This is a genomic window from Pseudomonas sp. Tri1 (assembly GCF_017968885.1).
GTDB lineage: Bacteria > Pseudomonadota > Gammaproteobacteria > Pseudomonadales > Pseudomonadaceae > Aquipseudomonas.
Genome location: NZ_CP072913.1, coordinates 4,774,431 through 4,795,388 on the forward strand (window position 1 = coordinate 4,774,431; position 20,958 = coordinate 4,795,388).

Here is a 20,958-nt window from a genome sequence, read left to right on the forward strand (position 1 = left end):
AATGCGCTCCCTTACCCTCCATCTGAAAATGCTGATCGCCATCCTGGTGGCGGTGGGCCTGTCGGTGACGGCCTATCAGATTTTCGTGCTCGGCATTCCGGTGACCGAAGACGCCACCGACGACTTGTGGAACATCGATGCCAAGGTCGAATTCGTGCCCAATGCCAAGGATCCGGTGAAGATCCAGATGTTCGTGCCGCCCCTGAGCCGCGATTACGTCAGCCTCAACGAAAGCTTCATTTCCAACAATTACGGCGTGGCGGTGAACCGCGTCGACGGTAACCGCAAGGTGACGTGGTCGGCCCGCCGGGCCAAGGGCAACCAGACGCTGTATTACCGCCTGGTGTTGACCAAGCGCTACAGCGCCGAAAAAACCAAGGTCAAGGGCCCGACCTTCCGCGACAGTATCGCCGTCGAAGGCCCGGAAAAGCTCGCCGCCGAAGCCTTGCTTGCGCCGATCCGCCAGCATTCGGCCGACGTCGAGACCTTCATCAGCGAAGCGATCAAGCGGGTCAACAACCTCAACGACGACAACGTCAAGCTGCTGCTGGCCGGCGACCCGTCCTCGGCCCATAAAGCGAAAATCGTCGAACTGGTGCTGTCCATCGCCCACGTACCGGTGGAAAAGGTCCACACCATCCGCCTGGTGGCCGACCAGCCGCAGACCCCGGAACTGTGGCTGCGCAGTTTCAACGGTACCGACTGGCTGTATTTCAACCCGGACACCGGTGAACAGGGCCTGCCCACCGACCGCCTGCTGTGGTGGACTGGCGACGAAAACCTGATCACCGTCGATGGCGGCAAGAAAGCCACCGTCACCTTCAGCATGAACAACAGCGAGATGAACGCCATTCGCCTGGCCAAGCTGACGGACGAGAACACTGACGCCAACTTCCTCGAATACTCGCTCTACGGCCTGCCGCTGCAAACCCAGCAGACGTTCATGATCATGGTGATGATCCCCATCGGCGTGCTGGTGATCCTGATCCTGCGCAACCTGATCGGCCTGCAGACCCTGGGGACCTTTACCCCGGTGCTGATCGCCCTCGCCTTCCGCGAGACCCAACTGGGTTTCGGGATCATCCTGTTCACGGTGATCACCACCCTGGGCCTGTCGCTGCGCTCATACCTGGAACACCTCAAATTGCAAATGCTGCCACGGCTTTCGGTGGTGCTGACGTTCGTGGTGGTACTGATCGCCGCCATCAGCCTGTTCAGCCATAAGCTGGGCCTGGAGCGCGGCCTGTCGGTGGCCCTGTTCCCGATGGTGATCCTGACCATGACCATCGAGCGCCTGTCCATCACCTGGGAAGAGCGCGGCGCCGGCCACGCGATGAAAGTCGCCATCGGCACCCTGTTCGCCGCGTCCCTGGCGCACTTGATCATGAGCGTGCCGGAGCTGGTGTACTTCGTGTTCACATTCCCGGCGATCCTGCTGATCCTGGTGGGCTTCATGCTGGCAATGGGTCGTTATCGCGGCTACCGCCTGACCGAGCTGGTGCGGTTCAAGGCCTTCCTCAAGGCTGACTCGTAATGTTCGGCTTCTGGAAGACCTGGAAGGCCCTGGAAGCCCGGGGCATCATGGGCATCAACCGGCGTAACGCCGACTACGTGCTCAAGTACAACAAGCGCAGCCTGTATCCCATCGTCGATGACAAGATCATCACCAAGGAACGGGCCATCGCCGCCGGCATTCATGTGCCGGAACTGTACGGGGTGATCTCCACCGAAAAGGAAATCGACAAACTCGACGGGATCATCGGCGCGCACAACGATTTCGTGATCAAGCCGGCCCAGGGCGCTGGTGGCGACGGCATCATTGTGATTGCCGACCGCTTCGAAGGGCGCTATCGCACGGTGTCCGGCAAGATCATCAGCCATGAGGAAATCGAGCACCATATCTCCAGCATCCTCACCGGGTTGTATTCCCTGGGCGGTCACCGTGACCGGGCGCTGATCGAGTACCGCGTGACGCCGGACCAGATCTTCAAGAGCATCAGCTATGAAGGCGTGCCGGACATTCGCATCATCGTGCTGATGGGCTATCCGGTGATGGCCATGCTGCGCCTGCCAACTCGCCAATCCGGCGGCAAGGCCAACCTGCACCAGGGCGCCATCGGCGTGGGCGTCGACCTCGCCACCGGCCTGACCCTGCGCGGTACCTGGCTGAACAACATCATCACCAAACACCCCGACACCACCAATGCAGTGGACGGGGTGCAACTGCCCTACTGGGACGGGTTCATGAAACTGGCCGCCGGTTGCTATGAACTGTGCGGGCTGGGCTACATCGGCGTCGACATGGTGCTGGACCAGGAGAAAGGCCCGTTGATCCTGGAGTTGAACGCTCGGCCGGGGCTGAACATCCAGATCGCCAACGACTGCGGCCTGACCCTGCGCACCCACGCGGTGGAAGCCCACCTGGAAGAACTCAAGGCCCGCGGCGTCGAGGAAACCGTGGAAGAGCGCGTGGCGTTCGCCCAGGCGCTGTTTGGGCATATTCCGCCGGTTGAGGGTTGAAATCCCCCTTGTGACGAGGGGATAAACCTTCTCGCCACAAGGTGTTCACACTCCAAGATTTTCGATGGCCCCATACTTACTCATCTCCGACATCCCTCTAGGAGCAAATCCTACAGAGGGATTACAATCGCCACCCCGCCTGAACGGCTGACCCGCCCCGCCCATGCCAACCTGCTCCGTACACCCGCTGCCCTACCGCGCCAACCCTGCCGAGTATTTCGCGGCGATCCGTCACGCTCCTGGCAGCGTCATGCTCGACAGCGGCCGGCCGAGTGCCGAGCGTGGCCGTTATGATCTGCTCAGTGCCTGGCCGCTGGCGCAGTTGGCGGTGTTGCCGGACGAAAGCGGCACTGACTTCCTGCAACGCTTGCGCATTCAGCTGACACAGCTGGGGCACGCCGTACTACCGGCCACAGTGCAATTACCCTTCGCCGGCGGCCTGATCGGCTACTTGAGCTACGACTTCGGCCGACACCTCGAAGCGCTACCGTCCCATGCCAAAGACGACCTGCAGCTGCCCGATGCGCGTTTCGGCGTGTACGACTGGGCGCTGGTCAGCGATCACCAGGCCGGCACCAGCCAATTGGTGTTTCATCCCCATTGTGGCGAAGGCGAACGCCAGCGCCTGATCGCGCTGTTCAGCCTGCCGGCTGCGCCATCCGTTGATACCTTCAGTCTCGAAGGACCGATGGCCCCCGACCTCAGCGCCGAGGCCTATCGACAGGCGTTCGAACGTATCCAGGCGTATATCCAGGCCGGCGACTGCTACCAGGTCAACTTTGCCCAGCGTTTCCGCGCCCCCTGCCAAGGCGATGCCTGGGCTGCTTACCAGGCGTTGCGCGCAGCTTGTCCGACGCCGTTTTCCGGTTTCCAGAGCCTGCCCGATGGCGGTGCGGTGCTGAGCCTGTCGCCCGAACGCTTCGTCAAGGTCAGCGAAGGCCATGTGGAAACCCGGCCGATCAAGGGCACCCGGCCCCGTGGCACGAGCCCTGGCGAAGACGCGGCCCACGCCGCCGAGCTGCTAGCCAGCCCCAAAGACCGGGCGGAAAACCTGATGATCGTCGACCTGCTGCGCAACGACTTGGGCCGCACCTGCCGCATCGGCTCGGTGCGCGTGCCGGAGTTGTTCAGCCTGGAAAGCTACCCGAACGTGCATCACCTGGTGAGCAGCGTGACTGGCGAACTGGACGCCGATAAGGACGCCCTGGACCTGATCGCCGGCAGCTTCCCTGGAGGCTCGATCACCGGTGCCCCGAAAATCCGCGCCATGCAGATCATCGACGAACTCGAACCGACCCGTCGCGGGCTGTATTGCGGCTCGTTGCTGTACCTGGACGTGCGCGGGGAAATGGACAGCTCCATCGCCATCCGTAGCCTGCTGGTCAAGGATGGTCAGGTATGTTGCTGGGGCGGCGGCGGGATTGTCGCGGATTCGGATTGGCAGGCGGAGTATCAGGAGTCGATTACCAAGGTGCGGGTGTTGCTCGAAACTTTGCAGAATCTTTAGAGCGTCGCCCCCTCCTGGCCTAGTGCAAAACCCTGTGGGAGCGAGCTTGCTCGCTCCCACAGGGTTGATTGGGTTTACAGACTGAGGCTGCGGTTCGAAGCCTTGAGGAATTCCTGCTTCAATTCGGTAAAGCTGTGCACCGCCGGGAACTGCGGGAATTCACGGATCACATTCTCGGGCGCATGGAACAGAATCCCGGCGTCGGCTTCGCCCAGCATCGTGGTGTCGTTGTAGGAATCTCCCGCCGCAATCACCCGGTAGTACAGGCTCTTGAAGGACAGGACCGACTGCCGTTTGGGATCTTTCTGGCGCAGTTGATAGCCGGTCACCCGCCCGCTGTCATCGGTAATCAGACGATGGCAGAGCAATGTCGGGAAACCCAGCTGGCGCATCAGGGGTTGGGAAAACTCGTAGAACGTGTCGGAAAGAATCACCACCTGGAAGCGCTCGCGCAACCAGTCGACGAACTCGATGGCGCCGTCCAGCGGCTTGAGCGTGGCAATGACTTCCTGGATGTCGGAGAGTTTGAGGCCGTGCTCGTCGAGGATGCGCAAGCGTTGCTTCATCAACACGTCATAGTCGGGAATGTCCCGAGTGGTCGCCCTGAGGGACTCAATACCGGTTTTTTCAGCGAAGGCGATCCAGATCTCCGGGACCAGCACACCTTCCAGGTCGAGACAGGCAATTTCCACAAGACACTCCCATTTTTTTGATGTTTATCGGTTGAGCGAACAAAAGGCCTGCCGACTCTAGCCATTCACCGAAGGCGGCGCAACGCACAGGAGCGCGCCAGCCTCGACAGCTTTTGTTACCATCAGCCCCATATAGAGCGCCCAGCGCCACCGACCTGTAGGAAACCGCCCTGATGAGCCCATCGTTTGATGTCGTGGAACTCGCCACGACCTATGCCAACAAGTCCCCGCAGGACATCCTCAAACTGGCCTTCGCCGAATTCGGCGATGACCTGTGGATATCTTTCAGCGGCGCCGAAGACGTGGTGCTGGTGGACATGGCCTGGAAGCTGAACAAGAACGTCAAGGTGTTCAGCCTCGACACCGGCCGCCTGCACCCGGAAACCTATCGCTTCATCGATCAGGTGCGCGAGTACTACAAGATCGACATCGAACTGATCTCGCCGGACTACACGAAACTTGAACCCTTCGTGAAGGAAAAAGGCCTGTTCAGCTTCTACAAGGACGGTCATGGCGAGTGCTGCGGCATCCGCAAGATCGAACCGTTGCGGCGCAAACTGACCGATGTCCGTGCCTGGGCCACCGGCCAGCGCCGCGACCAGAGCCCCGGCACCCGCAGCCAGGTGGCGGTGCTTGAAATCGACACGGCGTTTTCCACCCCGGAGCGCACCCTGTACAAATTCAACCCGCTGTCGCAGATGACCAGCGAAGAAGTCTGGGGCTACATCCGCATGCTGGAGCTGCCCTATAACAGCCTGCATGAGCGCGGCTTCATCAGCATCGGCTGCGAGCCCTGCACCCGCCCGGTGCTACCGAACCAACATGAGCGTGAAGGCCGTTGGTGGTGGGAAGAAGCCACGCAGAAAGAATGCGGGCTGCATGCCGGGAACATCATCGCCAAATCCAAGAGCGTCTGAGCCTCGCACTCTGTACACAAAAATGTCACCACAAGTGGCATTTTTGTGTGCACTTATACTGTTTATGCCCTGAAAAGTTACACACACCTTCCCGCTTCACCTGCACTCCTACCCCCACTGGCGTTCGCCAAAAAATAAATACCTGTTTAAACGGTCAGTTTTAAATCACGGTATTTCAGTTAGTTATTCAAATTCAATAACGAAACGAAATTAGCGCGACGGCCAATAGATCCGTAAATGGCATAAATCTGGCTTGAGTCGACAAGTGTTTTGTATACAACATTTATAAAACATACACACACTTTAGATCCGCAAGCCTGAAGCGCCCTATCCCGTACAGGCTGCAGATGCCCCGTAACCAATGATGCTCACCTGCCGCGACGAAGATTTGTCGAGCCTCGCGCTCATGCACAGTCATCGTGGCACCGAGAATCAGGAGCCTGCCGGAATGCGTACAAGTCTCTCCAATAACATCGCGCTGGATCTGCCCTCCTCCACCACTGCCCTTGATGATAGAACCCCAGCTTCCCTGGCCTTGAGCCCGCGGCTGCACAACAAGGACCTGGCGCCAACCAAGGTCGAGGGGCGGCGCTGGGGTCGCTACAGCATCTTTGCCCTGTGGACCAACGACGTGCACAACATCGCCAACTATTCCTTCGCCATCGGCCTCTATGCCCTGGGCCTGGGCGGCTGGCAGATCTTGCTGTCCCTGGGGATCGGAGCGGCGCTGGTGTATGGCTTCATGAACCTGTCCGGCTACATGGGGCAGAAAACCGGGGTGCCGTTCCCGGTGATCAGCCGGATCAGCTTCGGTATCCACGGAGCGCAAATTCCTGCCTTGATCAGGGCCGTCATCGCCATAGCCTGGTTCGGTATTCAGACGTACCTGGCGTCCGTGGTCTTGCGGGTACTGCTCACCGCGATCCATCCGGGTTTCGCCGACTACGACCACGACTCGATCCTGGGCCTGTCGAGCCTGGGCTGGGTGTGTTTCGTGGCGATCTGGTTCGTGCAATTGGTGATCCTGGCCTACGGCATGGAAACGGTTCGTCGTTACGAAGGGTTTGCCGGGCCGGTGATCCTGGTGACCGTCGCGACCCTGGCCGGTTGGATGTACACCCAGGCCGACGCCACCATTGCCTGGTCGATCCGCGAGCCCCTGAGCGGCGGCGAAATGTGGCGCAACATCTTTGCCGGCGGCGCGCTGTGGCTGTCGATCTACGGCACGTTGATTCTCAATTTCTGCGACTTCGCCCGCTCCTCGCCATGCCGTCGGACCATCATCGTTGGCAATTTCTGGGGCCTGCCGGTGAATATCCTGGTGTTTGCCGGGATCACCGTCCTGCTGTGCGGCGCACAGTTCCAGATCAACGGGCAAATCATCGAAAGCCCGACCCAGGTCATTGCCTCGATACCCAACACCTTCTTCCTCGTGTTGGGCTGTCTGGCATTCCTGATCGTCACCGTGGCCGTGAACATCATGGCCAACTTCGTCGCCCCCGCCTTCGTGCTCAGCAACCTGGCGCCCAAGTACCTGACCTTCCGCCGCGCCGGGTTGATCAGCGCCGCCATTGCCGTGCTGATCCTGCCGTGGAACCTCTACAACAGCCCGCTGGTGATCGTGTATTTCCTGTCCGGCCTCGGCGCCCTGCTCGGGCCACTGTACGGGGTGATCATGGTCGACTACTGGCTGGTGCGAAAAGGCCGCATCAACGTGCCGCAACTGTACAGCGAGGACCCGAACGGTGCGTATTTCTATAGCAATGGGGTCAACCTCCGCGCGGTGGTGGCGTTTATCCCGGCTGCCCTGATCGCGATTATCCTGGCGCTGGTGCCCGGTTTCGACAGCATTTCACCCTTCTCCTGGCTGATTGGCGCTTCGATTGCAGGGTTGCTGTACCTGATCATCGCCAAGCGGCAAGCGTATTACGAAGACGTCAGCGGCGAAGCCATCGCGGTGGATAACGTCAGTCATTGATTGGCCCCCAGCGGCCCGCCAGGTTCGGGTCGCTTATTTTTCTACATCAAGGAGGACAGCTCATGCGAATTCTCGTGGTCAACGTCAACACCACCGAATCCATCACCCAGGCCATCGCCCGGCAAGCCCAGGCCGTGGCCGCGCCCGGCACCGAGATCGTCGGGCTCACGCCGCATTTCGGTGCCGACTCCATCGAAGGCAACTTTGAAAGCTACCTGGCGGCCATTGCGGTGATGGACCGGGTGATGTCCTACGACCAGCCCTTCGACGCAGTGATCCAGGCCGGCTACGGCGAACACGGTCGTGAGGGCTTGCAGGAACTGCTCAACGTACCGGTGGTGGACATCACCGACGCCGGTGCCAGCACCGCCATGTTTCTTGGGCACGCCTATTCAGTGGTCACCACCCTGGACCGCACCGTGCCGCTGATCGAAGACCGCCTCAAGCTCTCCGGCCTGTTCGACCGTTGCGCCTCGGTGCGTGCCAGCGGTCTGGCGGTGCTGGAACTCGAACAGGACCCGCAACGGGCGGTTGAAGCCATCGTGCAGCAAGCCGAATTGGCGGTCAGCCAGGACAAGGCCGAGGTGATCTGCCTGGGCTGTGGCGGCATGGCCGGGCTCGATGAGCAGATCCGCCAGCGCACCGGCGTGCCAGTGGTCGATGGCGTGACTGCGGCGGTAACCATTGCCGAATCCTTGGTGCGACTGGGGTTGTCGACCTCCAAAGTGCGCACCTATGCGACGCCTCGGCCCAAGACCATCATTGGCTGGCCGGGGCGGTTTGCGCGGTGAGTGTTCAATCTTAGATCGAGGCCTACCCATCGCGAGCAAGCTCGCTCCCACAGGTTTTTTGGCGCTCACAAAATATGTGGTGCGACAAAACCAGTGTGGGGGCGCGCTTGCTCGCGATTGAGGGCAACTCGGTCTAGAGCTCAGCTCAAACCGCACTGAACCGCTGCGCCAACCCCTGCTCGGCAAACTGCTCGATGATGAAATCCACAAACGCCCGGGTCTTGCCCGGCAGCAGTTTATGCTCGGCGTAGTAGATGGAAATGTTGCCATCGTCGACGTACCAGTCCGGCAGCACCCGCTGCAGCACACCGGATTGCAGAAAGGGAACAGCTATCGGCATGCTCACCAGCCCGATGCCCAGCCCCTGGGTGGCGGCCGCGCAGTCGGCTTCCGAATCGCTCATGGTCATGCGCGTCTTGAGCGTCAACGGACTGTGTTCCCGACTGCGACTGGTCAGTTGCCAGGAACGAACGCGTCCGGTTTGTGGCGAACGAATCAGGATGCCTTGATGCTGTGACAGATCTTCCGGCTCAACCACCGCAGCGTGGCTTTGCACATAGTCCGGTGATGCAACCAGCACCCGATGGGCCACCGTCAATTTGCGCACCACCACGCCCTGGGGCAGATCGAAACCGCCACCGATGGCCGCATCGAAGCCTTGGCCGATCAGGTCCACCTGGCGGTTATCGAAATGCCAGTCCGGATTGATCGCCGGGTAACGCTGCAAAAACTTTCCCAGCAGCGGCACGACATACAGTCGACCGAACGCCGTGCCCATGCTCACTTTCAAGGTGCCCGCAGGCTGCCCACCGGCGCTGGCCAGGTTGGCAACGGCGTTCTGGATGGTATTGAAACTGGCACCCACTTCTCTCAAGAACAACTGGCCGGCTTCGGTCAGCGTCAGGCGACGGGTGCTACGCTGGAACAGCCGCACGCCCAACCGCGCTTCGAGCTTGGCCACGCTTTTACCCACCGCAGCGGGCGTCACGCTCAAGCGTCGCGCCGCTTCGGCAAAGCTGCCGACTTCGGCACTGCGAACAAAGCATTCGATACTGCTGAAGGTTTCCATATGGGCCATTCCAAACTTTTGGTTTACACAGACTGTATCAACGAGCGTCTACACAGGCGATAACCAACGCTTGATACTCGCTCCATTCCCGCGGCATCACGCCTCGGTATCTTCTGGAGAATAGTTATGAGCACGCAAACACTGAGCGGTAAAGTCGCCTTGATCCAGGGCGGTTCTCGCGGCATCGGCGCTGCCATTGTCAAACGCCTGGCGGCTGAAGGCGCTGCAGTGGCCTTCACCTACGTCAGTTCTGCTGCAAAGTCTGAAGAGCTGCAAAACAGCATCACCGCAACCGGCGGCAAGGCCCTGGCGATCAAGGCTGACAGCGCCGACGCCGAGGCCATCCGCAACGCCGTCGATGCCACGGTCGAGGCCTTTGGCCGGCTGGATATCCTGGTCAACAACGCAGGCGTGCTGGCCATGGCACCGCTGGACGAATTCAAACTCGAAGATTTCGACCAGACCCTGGCCATCAATGTGCGCAGCGTGTTCATCGCCACCCAGGCGGCCGCACGTCACATGGGCGAAGGCGGTCGGGTCATCAACATCGGCAGCACCAACGCCGACCGCATGCCCTTCGCGGGTGGCGCGCCATATGCCATGAGCAAATCCGCGCTGGTGGGCCTGACCAAAGGCCTGGCCCGCGACCTCGGCCCGCGCGGCATTACCGTCAACAACGTACAGCCCGGCCCGGTAGACACCGACATGAACCCGGCCAACAGCGAGTTCGCCTCCAGCCTGATGTCGCTGATGGCTATCGGGCGCTACGGCAACGTCAATGAAATTGCCAGTTTCGTCGCCTATCTGGCTGGGCCGCAAGCCGGCTATATCACCGGTGCCAGCCTGACCATCGACGGTGGTTTCGGCGCCTGATCCGGGTATGCAAAAACGCCGGTCATGGCTTCAACCATGACCGGCGTTCTGTTGTGTTGCGTTGTATCGTCAGGCCCATTCCAGTTCCGGCAAACCACACAGGCTTGGCTGGAACAACCTCAAGGAACGGATGATCGCGTCGGCATGGGCATACTTTTCGTCAGCCATGGCCGAATCGGGAATGGCAATCGCGGTCATGCCGGCGGCTTTGGCTGCCGTCACGCCGAACGGTGAATCCTCGAACACCAGGCAGTCGCGCGGCGCGATGCCCAGGCGACGAGCGGCAGTGAGGAAGATATCCGGCGCAGGTTTCGCCGCGCCGACTTCTGGGTCATCCGCTGTCACGATGAAATCGAACAATGCGAACCAATCCCGGTGCAGAGTGGTTTTAAGCGCGAATGATTGGCTCGACGAACTGGTACCCACCGCAATCGGGATGTTGTGGGCCTTCAAATGCCGCACCAATTCCTCAGCGCCGGGCATCCCCAAGGCATGGGGAAAACGCTCGCGCATCAAGGGCTCGCGGATGACCAGGAACTCCTCCGGAGTGATCGGCAACTCCAGAGCCTGGACGACATAATTGGCCAGGTCCTCAGCGCCTCGCCCGATGATGTTTTGCTTGACGCTCCAATCGAAGGTGCGCCCATAGCGCTCGGCGATGATGGAAGTGACCTCGGTATAAATGCCCTCGGTATCCAGCAACAGCCCATCCATGTCGAAAATCACAGCTTTGATCGGGCCAAACTCTTTTTGCGGTGCATTCATCGCATCTGATCCGTTATCAACACAACATTCCAGGGATGGCTCAGGTGCGGCCAGGGCAGTGTGTTCGCCTTAAAGGATTCAGCAGCATAACGAGAGGGGCTTGGGGCAAGCAACGAGAAATCTAGGTGTCGCAAAAACCCGAGTGCGCCCGCTCTCATTTGTGGCCAGCGTACTACCGCCCTCCTCACAAAGAGCGGCTTGAAGTGATGGCGGCGTTGTTATTGGTCTGAATCGCTGGAATAACTCGAGCTGCCACCCCTGTTGCTGGTGCCAAGAAATCGAGCGGCGCGACGGACGCTCAGCTCGGCTCGCCAGAAGCATCGTCACCAGCGATGTCCGGATCCTCCGGAGTCGCCTCGACATCCTCATCCTCGCTCGATACCTGCTCCACACCGGCCTCATCGTCAGGTGGACGCTGGTCGCGGCCCAGCGGGTTGGTTGGTGATGGCAGCGGGTATTCCGGGGTTTCATCGTTGTCGGGGACGAATGAATCGGCAGTCATACAACCTCCTGGCAGGGGGGATCACCTGCCGTACAGCTTAAAGAACGCGGGCGGTCAGCTTGAGCGGCTTCAATCGTAGGAGTCGTCCTCAAGCTCAGCGTCCTCATCCTCGATCAAGGGAACCTGGGCGTCATCCATCAGCGAACCGGGGTCTTCATTGCCCGGGTCGTTGACGCCCGGATCATTGACGAAGGGAACGCCCGTCGGACCTTTTTCTTCCTTACCTTCAGTTTCCGGCGTCATGGCACACCTCGCGATTGCTGATGGATGTATGAATTTGAGGTGAAGGGAAGCTAAACGTTCCGGGTGATGTTCAGGAACAACAATTATCGTAGCGAGTTGCCCGTCCTGGACCGCTGAATAACAAAAAACCCGGCACAAGGCCGGGTCTTTTCATCAAGCATCCGCTTAACGGTGCTTTCTCTTATGCTTGTGCTTCTTGCCGCCACCCGAATGACCGTCATTGTCATTGGACAGGTTGCTGCCCAATGCGCCGCCAGCCGCGCCGCCAATGCCCGCGCCGATGGTGGAACCGGTGGAGCCGCCCAGGCGGTTACCGACAATCGAACCACCGGCCGAACCCAGGCCGCCACCAATGGCTGCTTCCGTACGGCTGCCCTTGCGCGCACCTACCGCACTGCCGGCTGCACCACCGACACCGGCACCAATCGCGGCGCCTGTGCTGCCGCCCATCTGTTGGCCGACCACGTTACCCAACACACCGCCCAAACCACCGCCAACTGCGGCAGTGCCGTCGCCAGCAGCCATCGCGCCCTGGGCAACCAGAAGCCCAAGCACCAAGGTGGACAAAGTCAAACGCATGATAAAACCTCAAGAATGCCGCATCGGGGAGAGATGGCCGGTGCGCGCGAGCGTCAGTTTACGCTAGATAGCGATCAGCCATACCGGTTGGACAACAAACGGAGAGGGAGTTTTATGACAGGCAAAAAAAAAAGCCCGCTGGGGAAACGGGCCAGGTACTGCTTTCTAACGGATGAGCTGAGACTACGTGCCCGCTTGTGAAAGAAACGTGAAAGAAACTGGCGGTTGGAAAAAGATGAAAAATATTTACGAGACTTTCTTTTTCCTGGCGAAATTCGCCTGAAAAAAAGCCCCGTTCGGTGACGGGGCTGCGCTTGCGGTTATTTCCTGATCGGGACTTTGGGCAAAAACTTGGCCTTTTCCCCTCGCTGCACTTTGGGCACCTTCGTCCTGATGGACTTGATCGGCTCATCACCAAAGTCTGCATGATAGGCCGATTGGCCACACTGCAACCCTTCATTGATCGGATACGCGGCTCCGTTCTCCTCGCTGTACGGTGCTCCCATCGCCTTTCCCCTTTCATCGAGGCCCATACCGGCAACAACCCATTGCCTGAAAAATATCGACCTCATGAAATCAGACTAGTCGGTCATCAACAGACCGGTTATCCCGCAATACCGTTGGCCGACGAATGGAACTCACTGTTTCAAAAAGGAAACACTCACTCCGTACCCAGCATTGTGCGGTTTAAAACCCGAGAAACCTGATCAGCCGAATAAGGCTTGGACAAAAATTCAAAGCCCTCATGACCACTGTGGACCAACTCTTGACTATAGCCAGAGGTCAAGACCACAGGCAGATCCGGGCGACGCTGGCGTAAAGCCCTGGCCAGGGCAACGCCGCTGATGCCGGGCATGACGACATCGGAGAAAACCGCGTCGAATGCCATCGCATCCGGGCCAACCATTTCCAGCGCCTCCTCGGCGTTGGTCACCCAGGCCGTTTCGTAGCCCAGGTCCTGGAGGATCTGGTTGGCAAAACGTCCAACCTCCAGGTTGTCTTCCACGATCAACACCCGGCGCCTACCCTTTTCCAGCACCAGGTGCGTGGTTTCCTCCTTGAGGGGCTCAGGTTTTTTCTCCGGCTCCACTTCCGGAAGGTACAAGGTAAACACCGTCCCCTCGCCCACTACGGTCGAAACATCGACGTTACCGCCGGACTGCTTGGCAAACCCGAACACCTGGGACAAGCCCAACCCCGTGCCCTTGCCCACCTCCTTGGTGGTAAAGAAAGGCTCAAAGATGTGCTCGAGTACTTCTGCGGTAATACCGGTGCCGGTGTCTGCCAGGGCAACGGCGGCAAAAGATTGCCCGGCCCCGGCATGACCGCGGATCGGCGGCATGCCATCACCACAACGGAGCCGAAGCCACAACGTGCCTTGACCGTTCATGGCGTCGCGGGCATTGAGGGCCATGTTGATCAAGGCCGTTTCAAACTGGCTCAGGTCGGCGCGGATGTAACAAGGCCGGTCGCACAACTCGACCTTGACCTGAATTCGCGCCCCCGTAACGGTTTCCAGCATGTCCCCCAGGCTCTGCACCTGCTTGCCCACATCGATGACTTGCGGTTTCAACGGCTGGCGCCGGGCGAATGCCAGCAACTGGCTGGTCAACTTGGCGGCGCGCTCCACGGTCTCGGCAACCGCTGTCATGTAGCGGTTGCGACGCTCGGTGGACAGGTTGGGCATGCGCAGGAAATCAACGGAAGAGCGGATGATCGTCAGCAGGTTATTGAAATCATGGGCCACACCGCCGGTGAGCTGGCCGATGGCCTCGAGTTTTTGCGACTGGCGCAACGCCGCTTCGGTCTGCTTGAGGCGAGTGGTGCGTTCCTCGACCCGCTCCTCCAGCGTCGCATTCAGCTCAGCCAGGGCCGCCAGGCCTTCGCGCACGGCGGCATCCGCACGGGTGCGTTCGATGTGGGCCCAGGAGCGCTCCGTGACTTCCAGCAGCAGCGCCAGGTCGTTGGATGACCAGACTCGGGGAGTTTTATCGTGGATGGCCATCAATGCAGTCAATCGCCCGTTCTTGATCAGCGGCACGCAAATGGTCGCTGCGATACCGATCGCCTGGAACGTGGCCGCTTCATCCGGGGCCAGCTCCGCCTGGTTATCGTTGACCACCAGTGGCTTGCCAGCTCGCAGATTGGCGACCGCCAGCCGACCGAAATCAGCCAACCGATAATGCCCGACGATATGCGGCGAGCCCGCCCTGGCCCAATCGCCGCGGATGGTGAAGCCGTCCTCGTCCTCATCCATGTCTGCATAGGCACAATTGGACAGGTTCAAGTGCGCCGCCAGGATCCGCGTGGTGGTCGCCATGATGTCCAGCGGGTCGGTAGCGTTGGCCACGGCATTGCCAATTGCATCCAGGACAGCCAGGCGTTGGGTCATGAACACCGTCGAGGTGGTCTCGGTGACCGTATCCAGCATGCCCACGACCTTGCCGAACTGATCACGGATGGGGCTGTAGCAGAAGGTGAAATAGGCCTGCTCGGGGCCACCACCGCGCTCGATGACCAGGGGAAAGTTTTCTATAAAGGTCGCTTGCCCATCGAAGGCCGCGCGCGCAATCGGCTCGATATCGCTCCAGACCTCCTGCCACACCTCATCGAACCGCCGGCCCAACGCTTCGGGCTTGTTGCCGAGGATCGGCAGGAACGCATCGTTGTACAACGTGATCATGTCCGGCCCCCACACGATGGCCTGGGGGAAATGCGAGGCAAGGCTCAGCGCTACGGTGGTCTTCAGCACATCGGGCCACTGTTTCGGCGGCCCGAGCGGGCTGGCGTCCCAATCATGGCGGCGCACCCGCTCGGCCATCTCTCCATAGCTTTGCAGCCAGTCTGTCATTGCGATCGATCCTTCTCTGCCGCCAATACAATCAGGGGGAAGCGCTTGTGACCTCAAGCCGGGTCGTATTATCCCGCGTGGAATGGGAATGCGCGATTGGATTGTGGGCTATGGAGAGCTGTAATTGGGGGTGAATGGCGAAATGGGGTGATGGGACTACAGCAATGTCCTACATATCGTTGGGAGTCGCTCTGCCTATCAATCTATTGTGTGTTTTTTGTGATGGCATCTTATAGTCTAGCCGTCGCCCAGGCGCCGGTTGGTTTTGGCGACTCGATCGACAAGAACCAATGGCCACCTTGCGGTGAGTTCTGGTGCTGCGCACTCTGATCAAGGAAGAAACGACATTGAAGACAGCTTTCGGCGCCCTATCGCTGGCCTGCCTGACAACCATCGCATTTGCTGACGAAAACCCCATCGGCTTCCAATCTTCCACACTGCCGGATCCACACAATGGCCGCGCACTGGAGATGGTCGTCTGGTACCCGAGTACGACCACCGCAACCCCACAACTGATCGCCGATAATGCAGCGTTCGTCGGTGCGTCTGCCGTACGTGACGCGCCGCCAACTGCCGGCGAACATCCTTTGGTGGTGCTCTCCCACGGATACAGGGGTAACTGGAGCAACCAGATTTGGTTGGCCAGTTCCCTGGCCCAGAAGGGGTACATCGTCGCCGCCATCAACCACCCCGGCAGCACCACCCATGACCGCAGCCCCCAAGCAGCGGCGCAGTTATGGCTGCGGCCCGTTGATCTGCGCCGAGCCATTGATAGCGTCACGACTCAACCCGAAAAATTTGGCCGCGTCACCAATGGCCAAATTGCCGCAGTAGGCCATTCACTCGGCGGCTGGACTGCCCTGGAGATCGCCGGCGCTCGTTTCGATCCGGAGCGCTTCGCCCAAGACTGCAAAGCCCACCCGCAGCTGTCCGGTTGCACCGTTTACGAAAAGATGAACCCCGCTGGCACCTCAGAGGCAATGGCCGCGCTGGCCGCCGATTGGCGCGATAAACGCGTTACTGCGGTGGTGACATTGGACCTGGGCCTTTCACGTGGCATGACCGATGAAAGCTTGGCCGCGCTGCCTGTCCCCGCTCTGGTGATCGCTGCCGGCGTGCCATCGCGCGAACTTCCCGCCGAGTTGGAGTCTGCCAACCTGGCCAAGCGCCTTTCACCGGCGACAAGCCGTTACGTCGAGATCAGCGACGCAAGCCATTTCAGCTTCATGTCGATGTGCAAACCTGGTGCGCAGGGGATGCTCGAAAAGGAGGTGCCGGGAGATGGGATCATTTGTCGGGATGGGGATGGCGGGCGCGCACGAGGGGTGATTCAGCAGCAGGTTGCATCATTGATAGCAGAGTTTTTGGCGCAGTCCGCTGGGCACAAAGAAGGCCGTTTGTGAACGGCCCCATCCTCGTCGAGGATATGCCTCTTTCCCAATAGTTTGCGACTTAACTATCCTACGTCTCCACCCCAAAACGGATTCGCCAAGATGTATCTGCGTTCAAGCTTGTTGTGCTTGTGCTTTTTCAGCGGTCTGAGCCAGGCAGCGGTTAACTGCTCCGCCCTGGCGGAAAAGATCTCGGGAACGGTGCCTGAGTTTCATCCGTCAGTGCAAGGCAAGGTCATTGGCACCGGACGCCTGCACTTTCACGAAGCGCCAGATGAAGCCTGTGCCAATAAGAAGATTTTCGTAATACCCGGCGACTCCCTCACCATTTACTCCAGCCTTGAAGACGAATCATGGCTGGAAGTGAATTTCATCGCCAAGAGTGGCGACGACTATACCGGTTGGGTAAAGGCTGATCGGGTCGAGATTGGCGTACCTTACGGAGCGCCAGCGGACGATGTCGACGACGCGCCGACGGGGGATGCCCAATAATTCAAAATGGGTGTCCCCTTTTTCCATTTTTTTGAAGCGCAGGAGGAGCCATGACGGGTCCGTTAGAAGGGAGCGGGCTATTGCCGGCCAACACACGTGGCGACCTCGACGAGGCTGATGGCACGGGTTTCGCCGCCTGGGCTCGCGTCTGGGCGGAGCTTGGCGTCAGATGTGCGTCGCGAGAGACGTACGAAGAACTCATTCGACACTACTGCGAGCCGCACCGCGCTTACCACAACCTCCAGCATCTGAAGGAATGCCTCCAGGTACGCCAATTCGTCAATGCTGCCTGCCAGGCCCCCGCCGAAGTCGACCTCGCACTCTGGTTCCATGATGCGATCTACGACCCCCTTCGCAGCGACAACGAGTTGCGCAGTGCGCAATGGTTGGACGACGTGGCACGCGATAGCGGCCTGGGCGATGAAACCCGACGCAGGCTTTACGACCTGATCATGGTGACGCGACACGACGGTGCTCCAGCGTCGACAGACGAAGCGGTGCTGGTGGACACGGATCTGGCGATCCTTGGGGCACCGTTCGAGCGGTTCGAGGAATACGACCAACAAATTCGCCGCGAGTACCGATTTGTGCCTCTGCCTATTTACCGCCAAAAGCGGCGCCAGGTCCTTGAAGGCTTCCTGGCGCGCGGGCGCATCTATACGACCGCACCGTACTTCGACGCATTCGAGCAGCGGGCACGGGCAAATCTTGCTAGCGCCATCGACCGCCTCGACTGAAGACCGGATTCAAGTGGAAGGAATATTCACCTTCGCCGGTGCCTGATCACGATTACCGGCGTCATTCGAAAAATCGGGATTTATCCACCGATCAGGCTTCAAATCAGCCTATCCACTACTCTCGCGTTCCACAGCTCCCGATATCGCTCCCGCCAACTCGGACTGCCCTTATCCAACCACTCCAACGTCGCCTCAATACTCTCAGGGCTGATCATGAAGTGATTGATATGCTCCTCGATCCGCTCCTCCGATAGAAACAGCGAGTCCAAGTAGCCATTGAAAGAATCCGCCAACACCACGTACTCATCGCCCTGCTGACGGCGCCCAGTCCAGGCGGGTAAGCCCGCCACCATCGCCGCCACCTCCTGGCGCCCTTCCCGCAGGTCCAGCAGCAAGATACTCGCGCCGCCGTCGCGACCGATCGGCAGCAATCCCGTTGCAGGGAACCCGGGCTGAGCCCGTAGTTGCTCCAGTTCAAAGGGGTTGGATTCATACTCTTTGTCCGGGTCCAGCCCGTACAGCGAAAAGCTGAGCAATTCCTCATCGCCATTGGCGAGCGTGGCCAGCACATCGTATTCCACGTAGGCGCCGTTGCAGGTCTTGAGGAACTGGCGATAGTCGTCCGGCAAGCGGGCGCCCAGGCTGGCTTCCAGTTGCGCGATGGCCTGGTCGGTGGCGCCTTCACGGGTGTCTTCGAGGATGAGTCCGCGGTAGTCAGTCATTGATATCTCGAAAGGTATTGGGTGGGACGGGGTGCCAAACCTGGCGACCGTTCACTTGGGGCATTTTGTGGGGGCGACCCCATTCGGTATCACACCACGCTCGCCCGATGCAGGCTGCTCATATGCCCCACTCCCGCCGCCTTCAAACGGCTCACCAGATCCTCCCGCGCCGCTCGCCCACCGCAACGGACGTATTCCAGCTCCGCCGCCGTGATCAATACCACCGGTACCAATCTAACCGGGGACAACGGCATGTCATCCAATTGAGTAGGAAAATCTGGCTCCGGGGCGCCGAGCAGTACGCCGGTGGAGTCGTCATCGGTCACGAAGAGTTTGGGCAGTTGATCGCTCATGTGATGCGACTGGCTGAGCCCGGGAAGTTCGAGGGATAGCGCGCCGTGTTGTTCCAGTTGGTGGGTGATCCCTCCTGCCTCGGCCACTGTCCTGGCAACATGCTCTACCAACTCGAAGGCCCAACTGCGCTTGAATGGATCGACCTCACCTACAGGGCCATAAGCGTGCTCGGGGATATCTGCGGTTTCGACGAACAACTCCATCTCGAAACCATTGCCCATTCCCTCTGTATCATCGAATGGATCTGACAGGCCTTCAGTGGCGAGAATGACTGTGGTGCCACGGCGAACCACTCGGTAGGCCTGACGGGTCGAAGGCCAATACGGACCACCGGAAAAGCTCGGACTGATCAGGTATGAAAGGACATCCCGCTCGACCGTGCCGACGGAACGCCAATGACGATCCAGGCACGCTTCGCCGGCTTCTCGGAGGGCCAGATTGGCTGCTTCTGCCTCGGTCAGGTTGCCAAGCTCGTGGGATGGCGGCGCGGGCTGGTCATCTTGGGTTTCAGGACCTTTCAATGAACCGAGAAGCTTCTTGAAGAAATTCATGGGCGTTCCTTGCTGGATTTTCGCTCAGCCTCACCCAGGTCAGCACTCGCTGATCCGATGGCAGGCGTTGGGCGCATTGTGGCGTGTTGGCGTTGATATGAAAACGCGGGCAGGCACTTGCAGGCAGTTTCGACGAACGGCGTGACAATCAGGCTATACACCGTCAGGTAGCGCTGGTGGTCCTGTTCTCCGGTGCCGAAACGCAAGCGCTCAGGCTGCGTGCTGGTGACATAGAGCGTGCCGAACATCCAGTCCCACAGCGACAGGTTGACGCCGAAATTGCGGTTGAAATGCCGGGGTGCATCGCTGTGGTGGATCTGGTGCTGGGCCGGACTGTTCAGCACATGTTCCAGCACCGGGCCAAAGGACAGCCAGACATGGGTGTGACGCAAATTGGCCGCAAGGCTATTAAAGATGAACACCAGGTACGTCACGCCGAACAAGGTATAGCGGCTGACCTCACCGCCGCAGGCATACCAGAAGCCACCCGCGAAGAGCCCCAGGCACGCGGTGACGCCGAGCTTCTCGACGATCTTCTCCACAAAGTGCACCCGGCTCGCCGTGGCCGGTACCAGCACCGGTGCCGAGTGATGAACCTTGTGAAACGCCCACAGCCAGCGTGAATGAAAAGCCCGGTGCGCCCAGTAGTGGACGAAATCCTTTACCAGAAACACCCCCAGCCCGTAGAGCAACGCGAGCGAAAGGTTCTCCCCCAGGCGCGGGCGAGCCCCCCAGAGATTGCTGAAAAAAGCTGCGTAATCTCCAGAGCGCAGGATGTACGGATCCACCAGATGGACGATGGGCAGCACGAGAGCAATCTTGAGAATGGCCCGCACGAAGTAATAGCGATAATCCAGCAGTGCTGAACGATGCAGATGCACCCGGCTGCCGCCCATGAATTGCCAGAATGAACTGGCGTTGGTCAGGCCGCGACGTTTTCTGTGACGGAACAAGCCATAAGCAACGCCGTAGGAGGCGCAGAGAAACAGGATCCCGAGGCGGCCGTTCAAGTTGAAAATGCTGAAGAACTGATCGGTGATCGGGGCGATGACCCACTGAATCAGGTGCTGATAGACAAGGGAAAAAGCATCCACGAAATGCCAGCCTCGGTTGAAGGACAGGCATTGTAAATCAATCGCGTTCAGGCTTGCTGTGACGTCTACGACACTGATGCAGCTTTCTGTCGTTCCCAAGCCCGTTTTATGGCCTCGATGCTCGGCACAAACCTGGACATATGCCGTATCCCCACGACGGGTACCTTACGACTGCCAAACGTTTCATGACCAAGCGCTTGCGACTGGGCGGGGCGGCGAGCAGTTCGAAGGCACAGTCGAAGGGTCGGGATGAGAAATCACCGATGGACAGGTCTTGGAGAACATCAAGAATAAAATCGCGAGTTTTCAGCGGCATGTTTCCATCCAATG

The 20,958-nt window shown here is 59.7% G+C and carries 20 protein-coding genes; 10 read left to right on the top strand and 10 right to left on the bottom strand.

Annotated elements, in window-relative coordinates:
• Window position 1 precedes the first annotated feature (1 nt).
• The 3 genes from J9870_RS20455 (at window position 2) to pabB (ending at window position 4,027) form a co-directional block, all read left to right on the top strand.
• Window positions 2-1,534, top strand: a complete 1,533-nt coding sequence (locus J9870_RS20455) for an inactive transglutaminase family protein (protein WP_210639739.1) — start codon at window positions 2-4, stop codon at window positions 1,532-1,534.
• Window positions 1,534-2,520 (top strand): alpha-L-glutamate ligase-like protein, encoded by a 987-nt coding sequence (locus J9870_RS20460; protein WP_210639740.1) that lies wholly within the window; start codon window positions 1,534-1,536, stop codon window positions 2,518-2,520. The genes J9870_RS20455 and J9870_RS20460 overlap by 1 nt, the downstream gene beginning before the upstream one ends.
• A 163-nt stretch (window positions 2,521-2,683) precedes the next feature.
• Window positions 2,684-4,027 carry an aminodeoxychorismate synthase component I gene (gene pabB, locus J9870_RS20465; RefSeq protein WP_210639741.1) on the top strand — a complete coding sequence of 448 codons (1,344 nt, stop codon included), beginning with the start codon at window positions 2,684-2,686 and terminating at the stop codon, window positions 4,025-4,027.
• A 74-nt stretch (window positions 4,028-4,101) separates the two neighbouring features.
• Here the strand turns inward: pabB and thrH are convergent, their stop codons facing one another.
• On the bottom strand, window positions 4,102-4,719 hold the full coding sequence (gene thrH, locus J9870_RS20470) for a bifunctional phosphoserine phosphatase/homoserine phosphotransferase ThrH (protein WP_210639742.1): 618 nt from the start codon (window positions 4,717-4,719) through the stop codon (window positions 4,102-4,104).
• A gap of 173 nt (window positions 4,720-4,892) precedes the next feature.
• On the opposite strand from thrH, the gene J9870_RS20475 reads away from it, so the two are divergent.
• From J9870_RS20475 to J9870_RS20485, 3 genes are all read left to right on the top strand, one after another.
• The gene (locus J9870_RS20475; protein WP_210639743.1) at window positions 4,893-5,636 is read left to right on the top strand and encodes a phosphoadenylyl-sulfate reductase; all 744 of its coding nucleotides are present in this window, start codon (window positions 4,893-4,895) and stop codon (window positions 5,634-5,636) included.
• 448 nt (window positions 5,637-6,084) lie between these two features.
• Window positions 6,085-7,614: an NCS1 family nucleobase:cation symporter-1 gene (locus tag J9870_RS20480; protein WP_210639744.1), complete on the top strand. Its 1,530-nt coding sequence runs from the start codon at window positions 6,085-6,087 to the stop codon at window positions 7,612-7,614.
• 62 nt (window positions 7,615-7,676) lie between these two features.
• Window positions 7,677-8,405: an aspartate/glutamate racemase family protein gene (locus J9870_RS20485; RefSeq protein ID WP_210639745.1), complete on the top strand. Its 729-nt coding sequence runs from the start codon at window positions 7,677-7,679 to the stop codon at window positions 8,403-8,405.
• A gap of 145 nt (window positions 8,406-8,550) precedes the next feature.
• Here the strand turns inward: J9870_RS20485 and J9870_RS20490 are convergent, their stop codons facing one another.
• Window positions 8,551-9,474 carry a LysR family transcriptional regulator gene (locus J9870_RS20490; protein WP_210639746.1) on the bottom strand — a complete coding sequence of 308 codons (924 nt, stop codon included), beginning with the start codon at window positions 9,472-9,474 and terminating at the stop codon, window positions 8,551-8,553.
• A gap of 126 nt (window positions 9,475-9,600) precedes the next feature.
• On the opposite strand from J9870_RS20490, the gene J9870_RS20495 reads away from it, so the two are divergent.
• Window positions 9,601-10,347 (top strand): 3-oxoacyl-ACP reductase family protein, encoded by a 747-nt coding sequence (locus tag J9870_RS20495; RefSeq protein WP_210639747.1) that lies wholly within the window; start codon window positions 9,601-9,603, stop codon window positions 10,345-10,347.
• A gap of 69 nt (window positions 10,348-10,416) precedes the next feature.
• Here the strand turns inward: J9870_RS20495 and J9870_RS20500 are convergent, their stop codons facing one another.
• From J9870_RS20500 to J9870_RS20520, 5 genes are all read right to left on the bottom strand, one after another.
• Window positions 10,417-11,112 carry an HAD-IA family hydrolase gene (locus J9870_RS20500; RefSeq protein WP_210639748.1) on the bottom strand — a complete coding sequence of 232 codons (696 nt, stop codon included), beginning with the start codon at window positions 11,110-11,112 and terminating at the stop codon, window positions 10,417-10,419.
• Window positions 11,113-11,410: 298 nt separating this feature from the next.
• Window positions 11,411-11,614, bottom strand: a complete 204-nt coding sequence (locus J9870_RS20505; RefSeq protein WP_210639749.1) for a hypothetical protein — start codon at window positions 11,612-11,614, stop codon at window positions 11,411-11,413.
• A gap of 69 nt (window positions 11,615-11,683) precedes the next feature.
• The gene (locus J9870_RS20510) at window positions 11,684-11,857 is read right to left on the bottom strand and encodes a hypothetical protein (RefSeq protein WP_210639750.1); all 174 of its coding nucleotides are present in this window, start codon (window positions 11,855-11,857) and stop codon (window positions 11,684-11,686) included.
• 165 nt (window positions 11,858-12,022) lie between these two features.
• Complete coding sequence (locus J9870_RS20515; RefSeq protein ID WP_210639751.1) at window positions 12,023-12,436, bottom strand: glycine zipper domain-containing protein; 414 nt, start codon at window positions 12,434-12,436, stop codon at window positions 12,023-12,025.
• Between the two features lie 661 nt (window positions 12,437-13,097).
• Window positions 13,098-15,287: a response regulator gene (locus tag J9870_RS20520; RefSeq protein WP_210639752.1), complete on the bottom strand. Its 2,190-nt coding sequence runs from the start codon at window positions 15,285-15,287 to the stop codon at window positions 13,098-13,100.
• Window positions 15,288-15,634: 347 nt separating this feature from the next.
• Here J9870_RS20520 and J9870_RS20525 point away from each other — a divergent pair, with 347 nt between their 5' ends.
• The 3 genes from J9870_RS20525 (at window position 15,635) to J9870_RS20535 (ending at window position 17,907) form a co-directional block, all read left to right on the top strand.
• Complete coding sequence (locus tag J9870_RS20525) at window positions 15,635-16,690, top strand: alpha/beta fold hydrolase (RefSeq protein WP_210645358.1); 1,056 nt, start codon at window positions 15,635-15,637, stop codon at window positions 16,688-16,690.
• A 90-nt stretch (window positions 16,691-16,780) separates the two neighbouring features.
• Entirely contained in the window at window positions 16,781-17,170 is a 390-nt protein-coding gene (locus tag J9870_RS20530; RefSeq protein ID WP_210639753.1) for a hypothetical protein, read from the top strand.
• 50 nt (window positions 17,171-17,220) lie between these two features.
• Window positions 17,221-17,907 (top strand): hypothetical protein, encoded by a 687-nt coding sequence (locus J9870_RS20535; protein ID WP_210639754.1) that lies wholly within the window; start codon window positions 17,221-17,223, stop codon window positions 17,905-17,907.
• Window positions 17,908-18,005: 98 nt separating this feature from the next.
• On the opposite strand, the gene J9870_RS20540 is transcribed toward J9870_RS20535, so the two are convergent.
• The 3 genes from J9870_RS20540 to J9870_RS20550 form a co-directional block, all read right to left on the bottom strand.
• On the bottom strand, window positions 18,006-18,629 hold the full coding sequence (locus J9870_RS20540) for an SMI1/KNR4 family protein (RefSeq protein ID WP_210639755.1): 624 nt from the start codon (window positions 18,627-18,629) through the stop codon (window positions 18,006-18,008).
• Between the two features lie 89 nt (window positions 18,630-18,718).
• On the bottom strand, window positions 18,719-19,534 hold the full coding sequence (locus J9870_RS20545) for a suppressor of fused domain protein (protein ID WP_210639756.1): 816 nt from the start codon (window positions 19,532-19,534) through the stop codon (window positions 18,719-18,721).
• Window positions 19,531-20,628: a sterol desaturase family protein gene (locus J9870_RS20550; protein ID WP_210639757.1), complete on the bottom strand. Its 1,098-nt coding sequence runs from the start codon at window positions 20,626-20,628 to the stop codon at window positions 19,531-19,533. The genes J9870_RS20545 and J9870_RS20550 overlap by 4 nt, the downstream gene beginning before the upstream one ends.
• Window positions 20,629-20,958 lie beyond the last annotated feature (330 nt).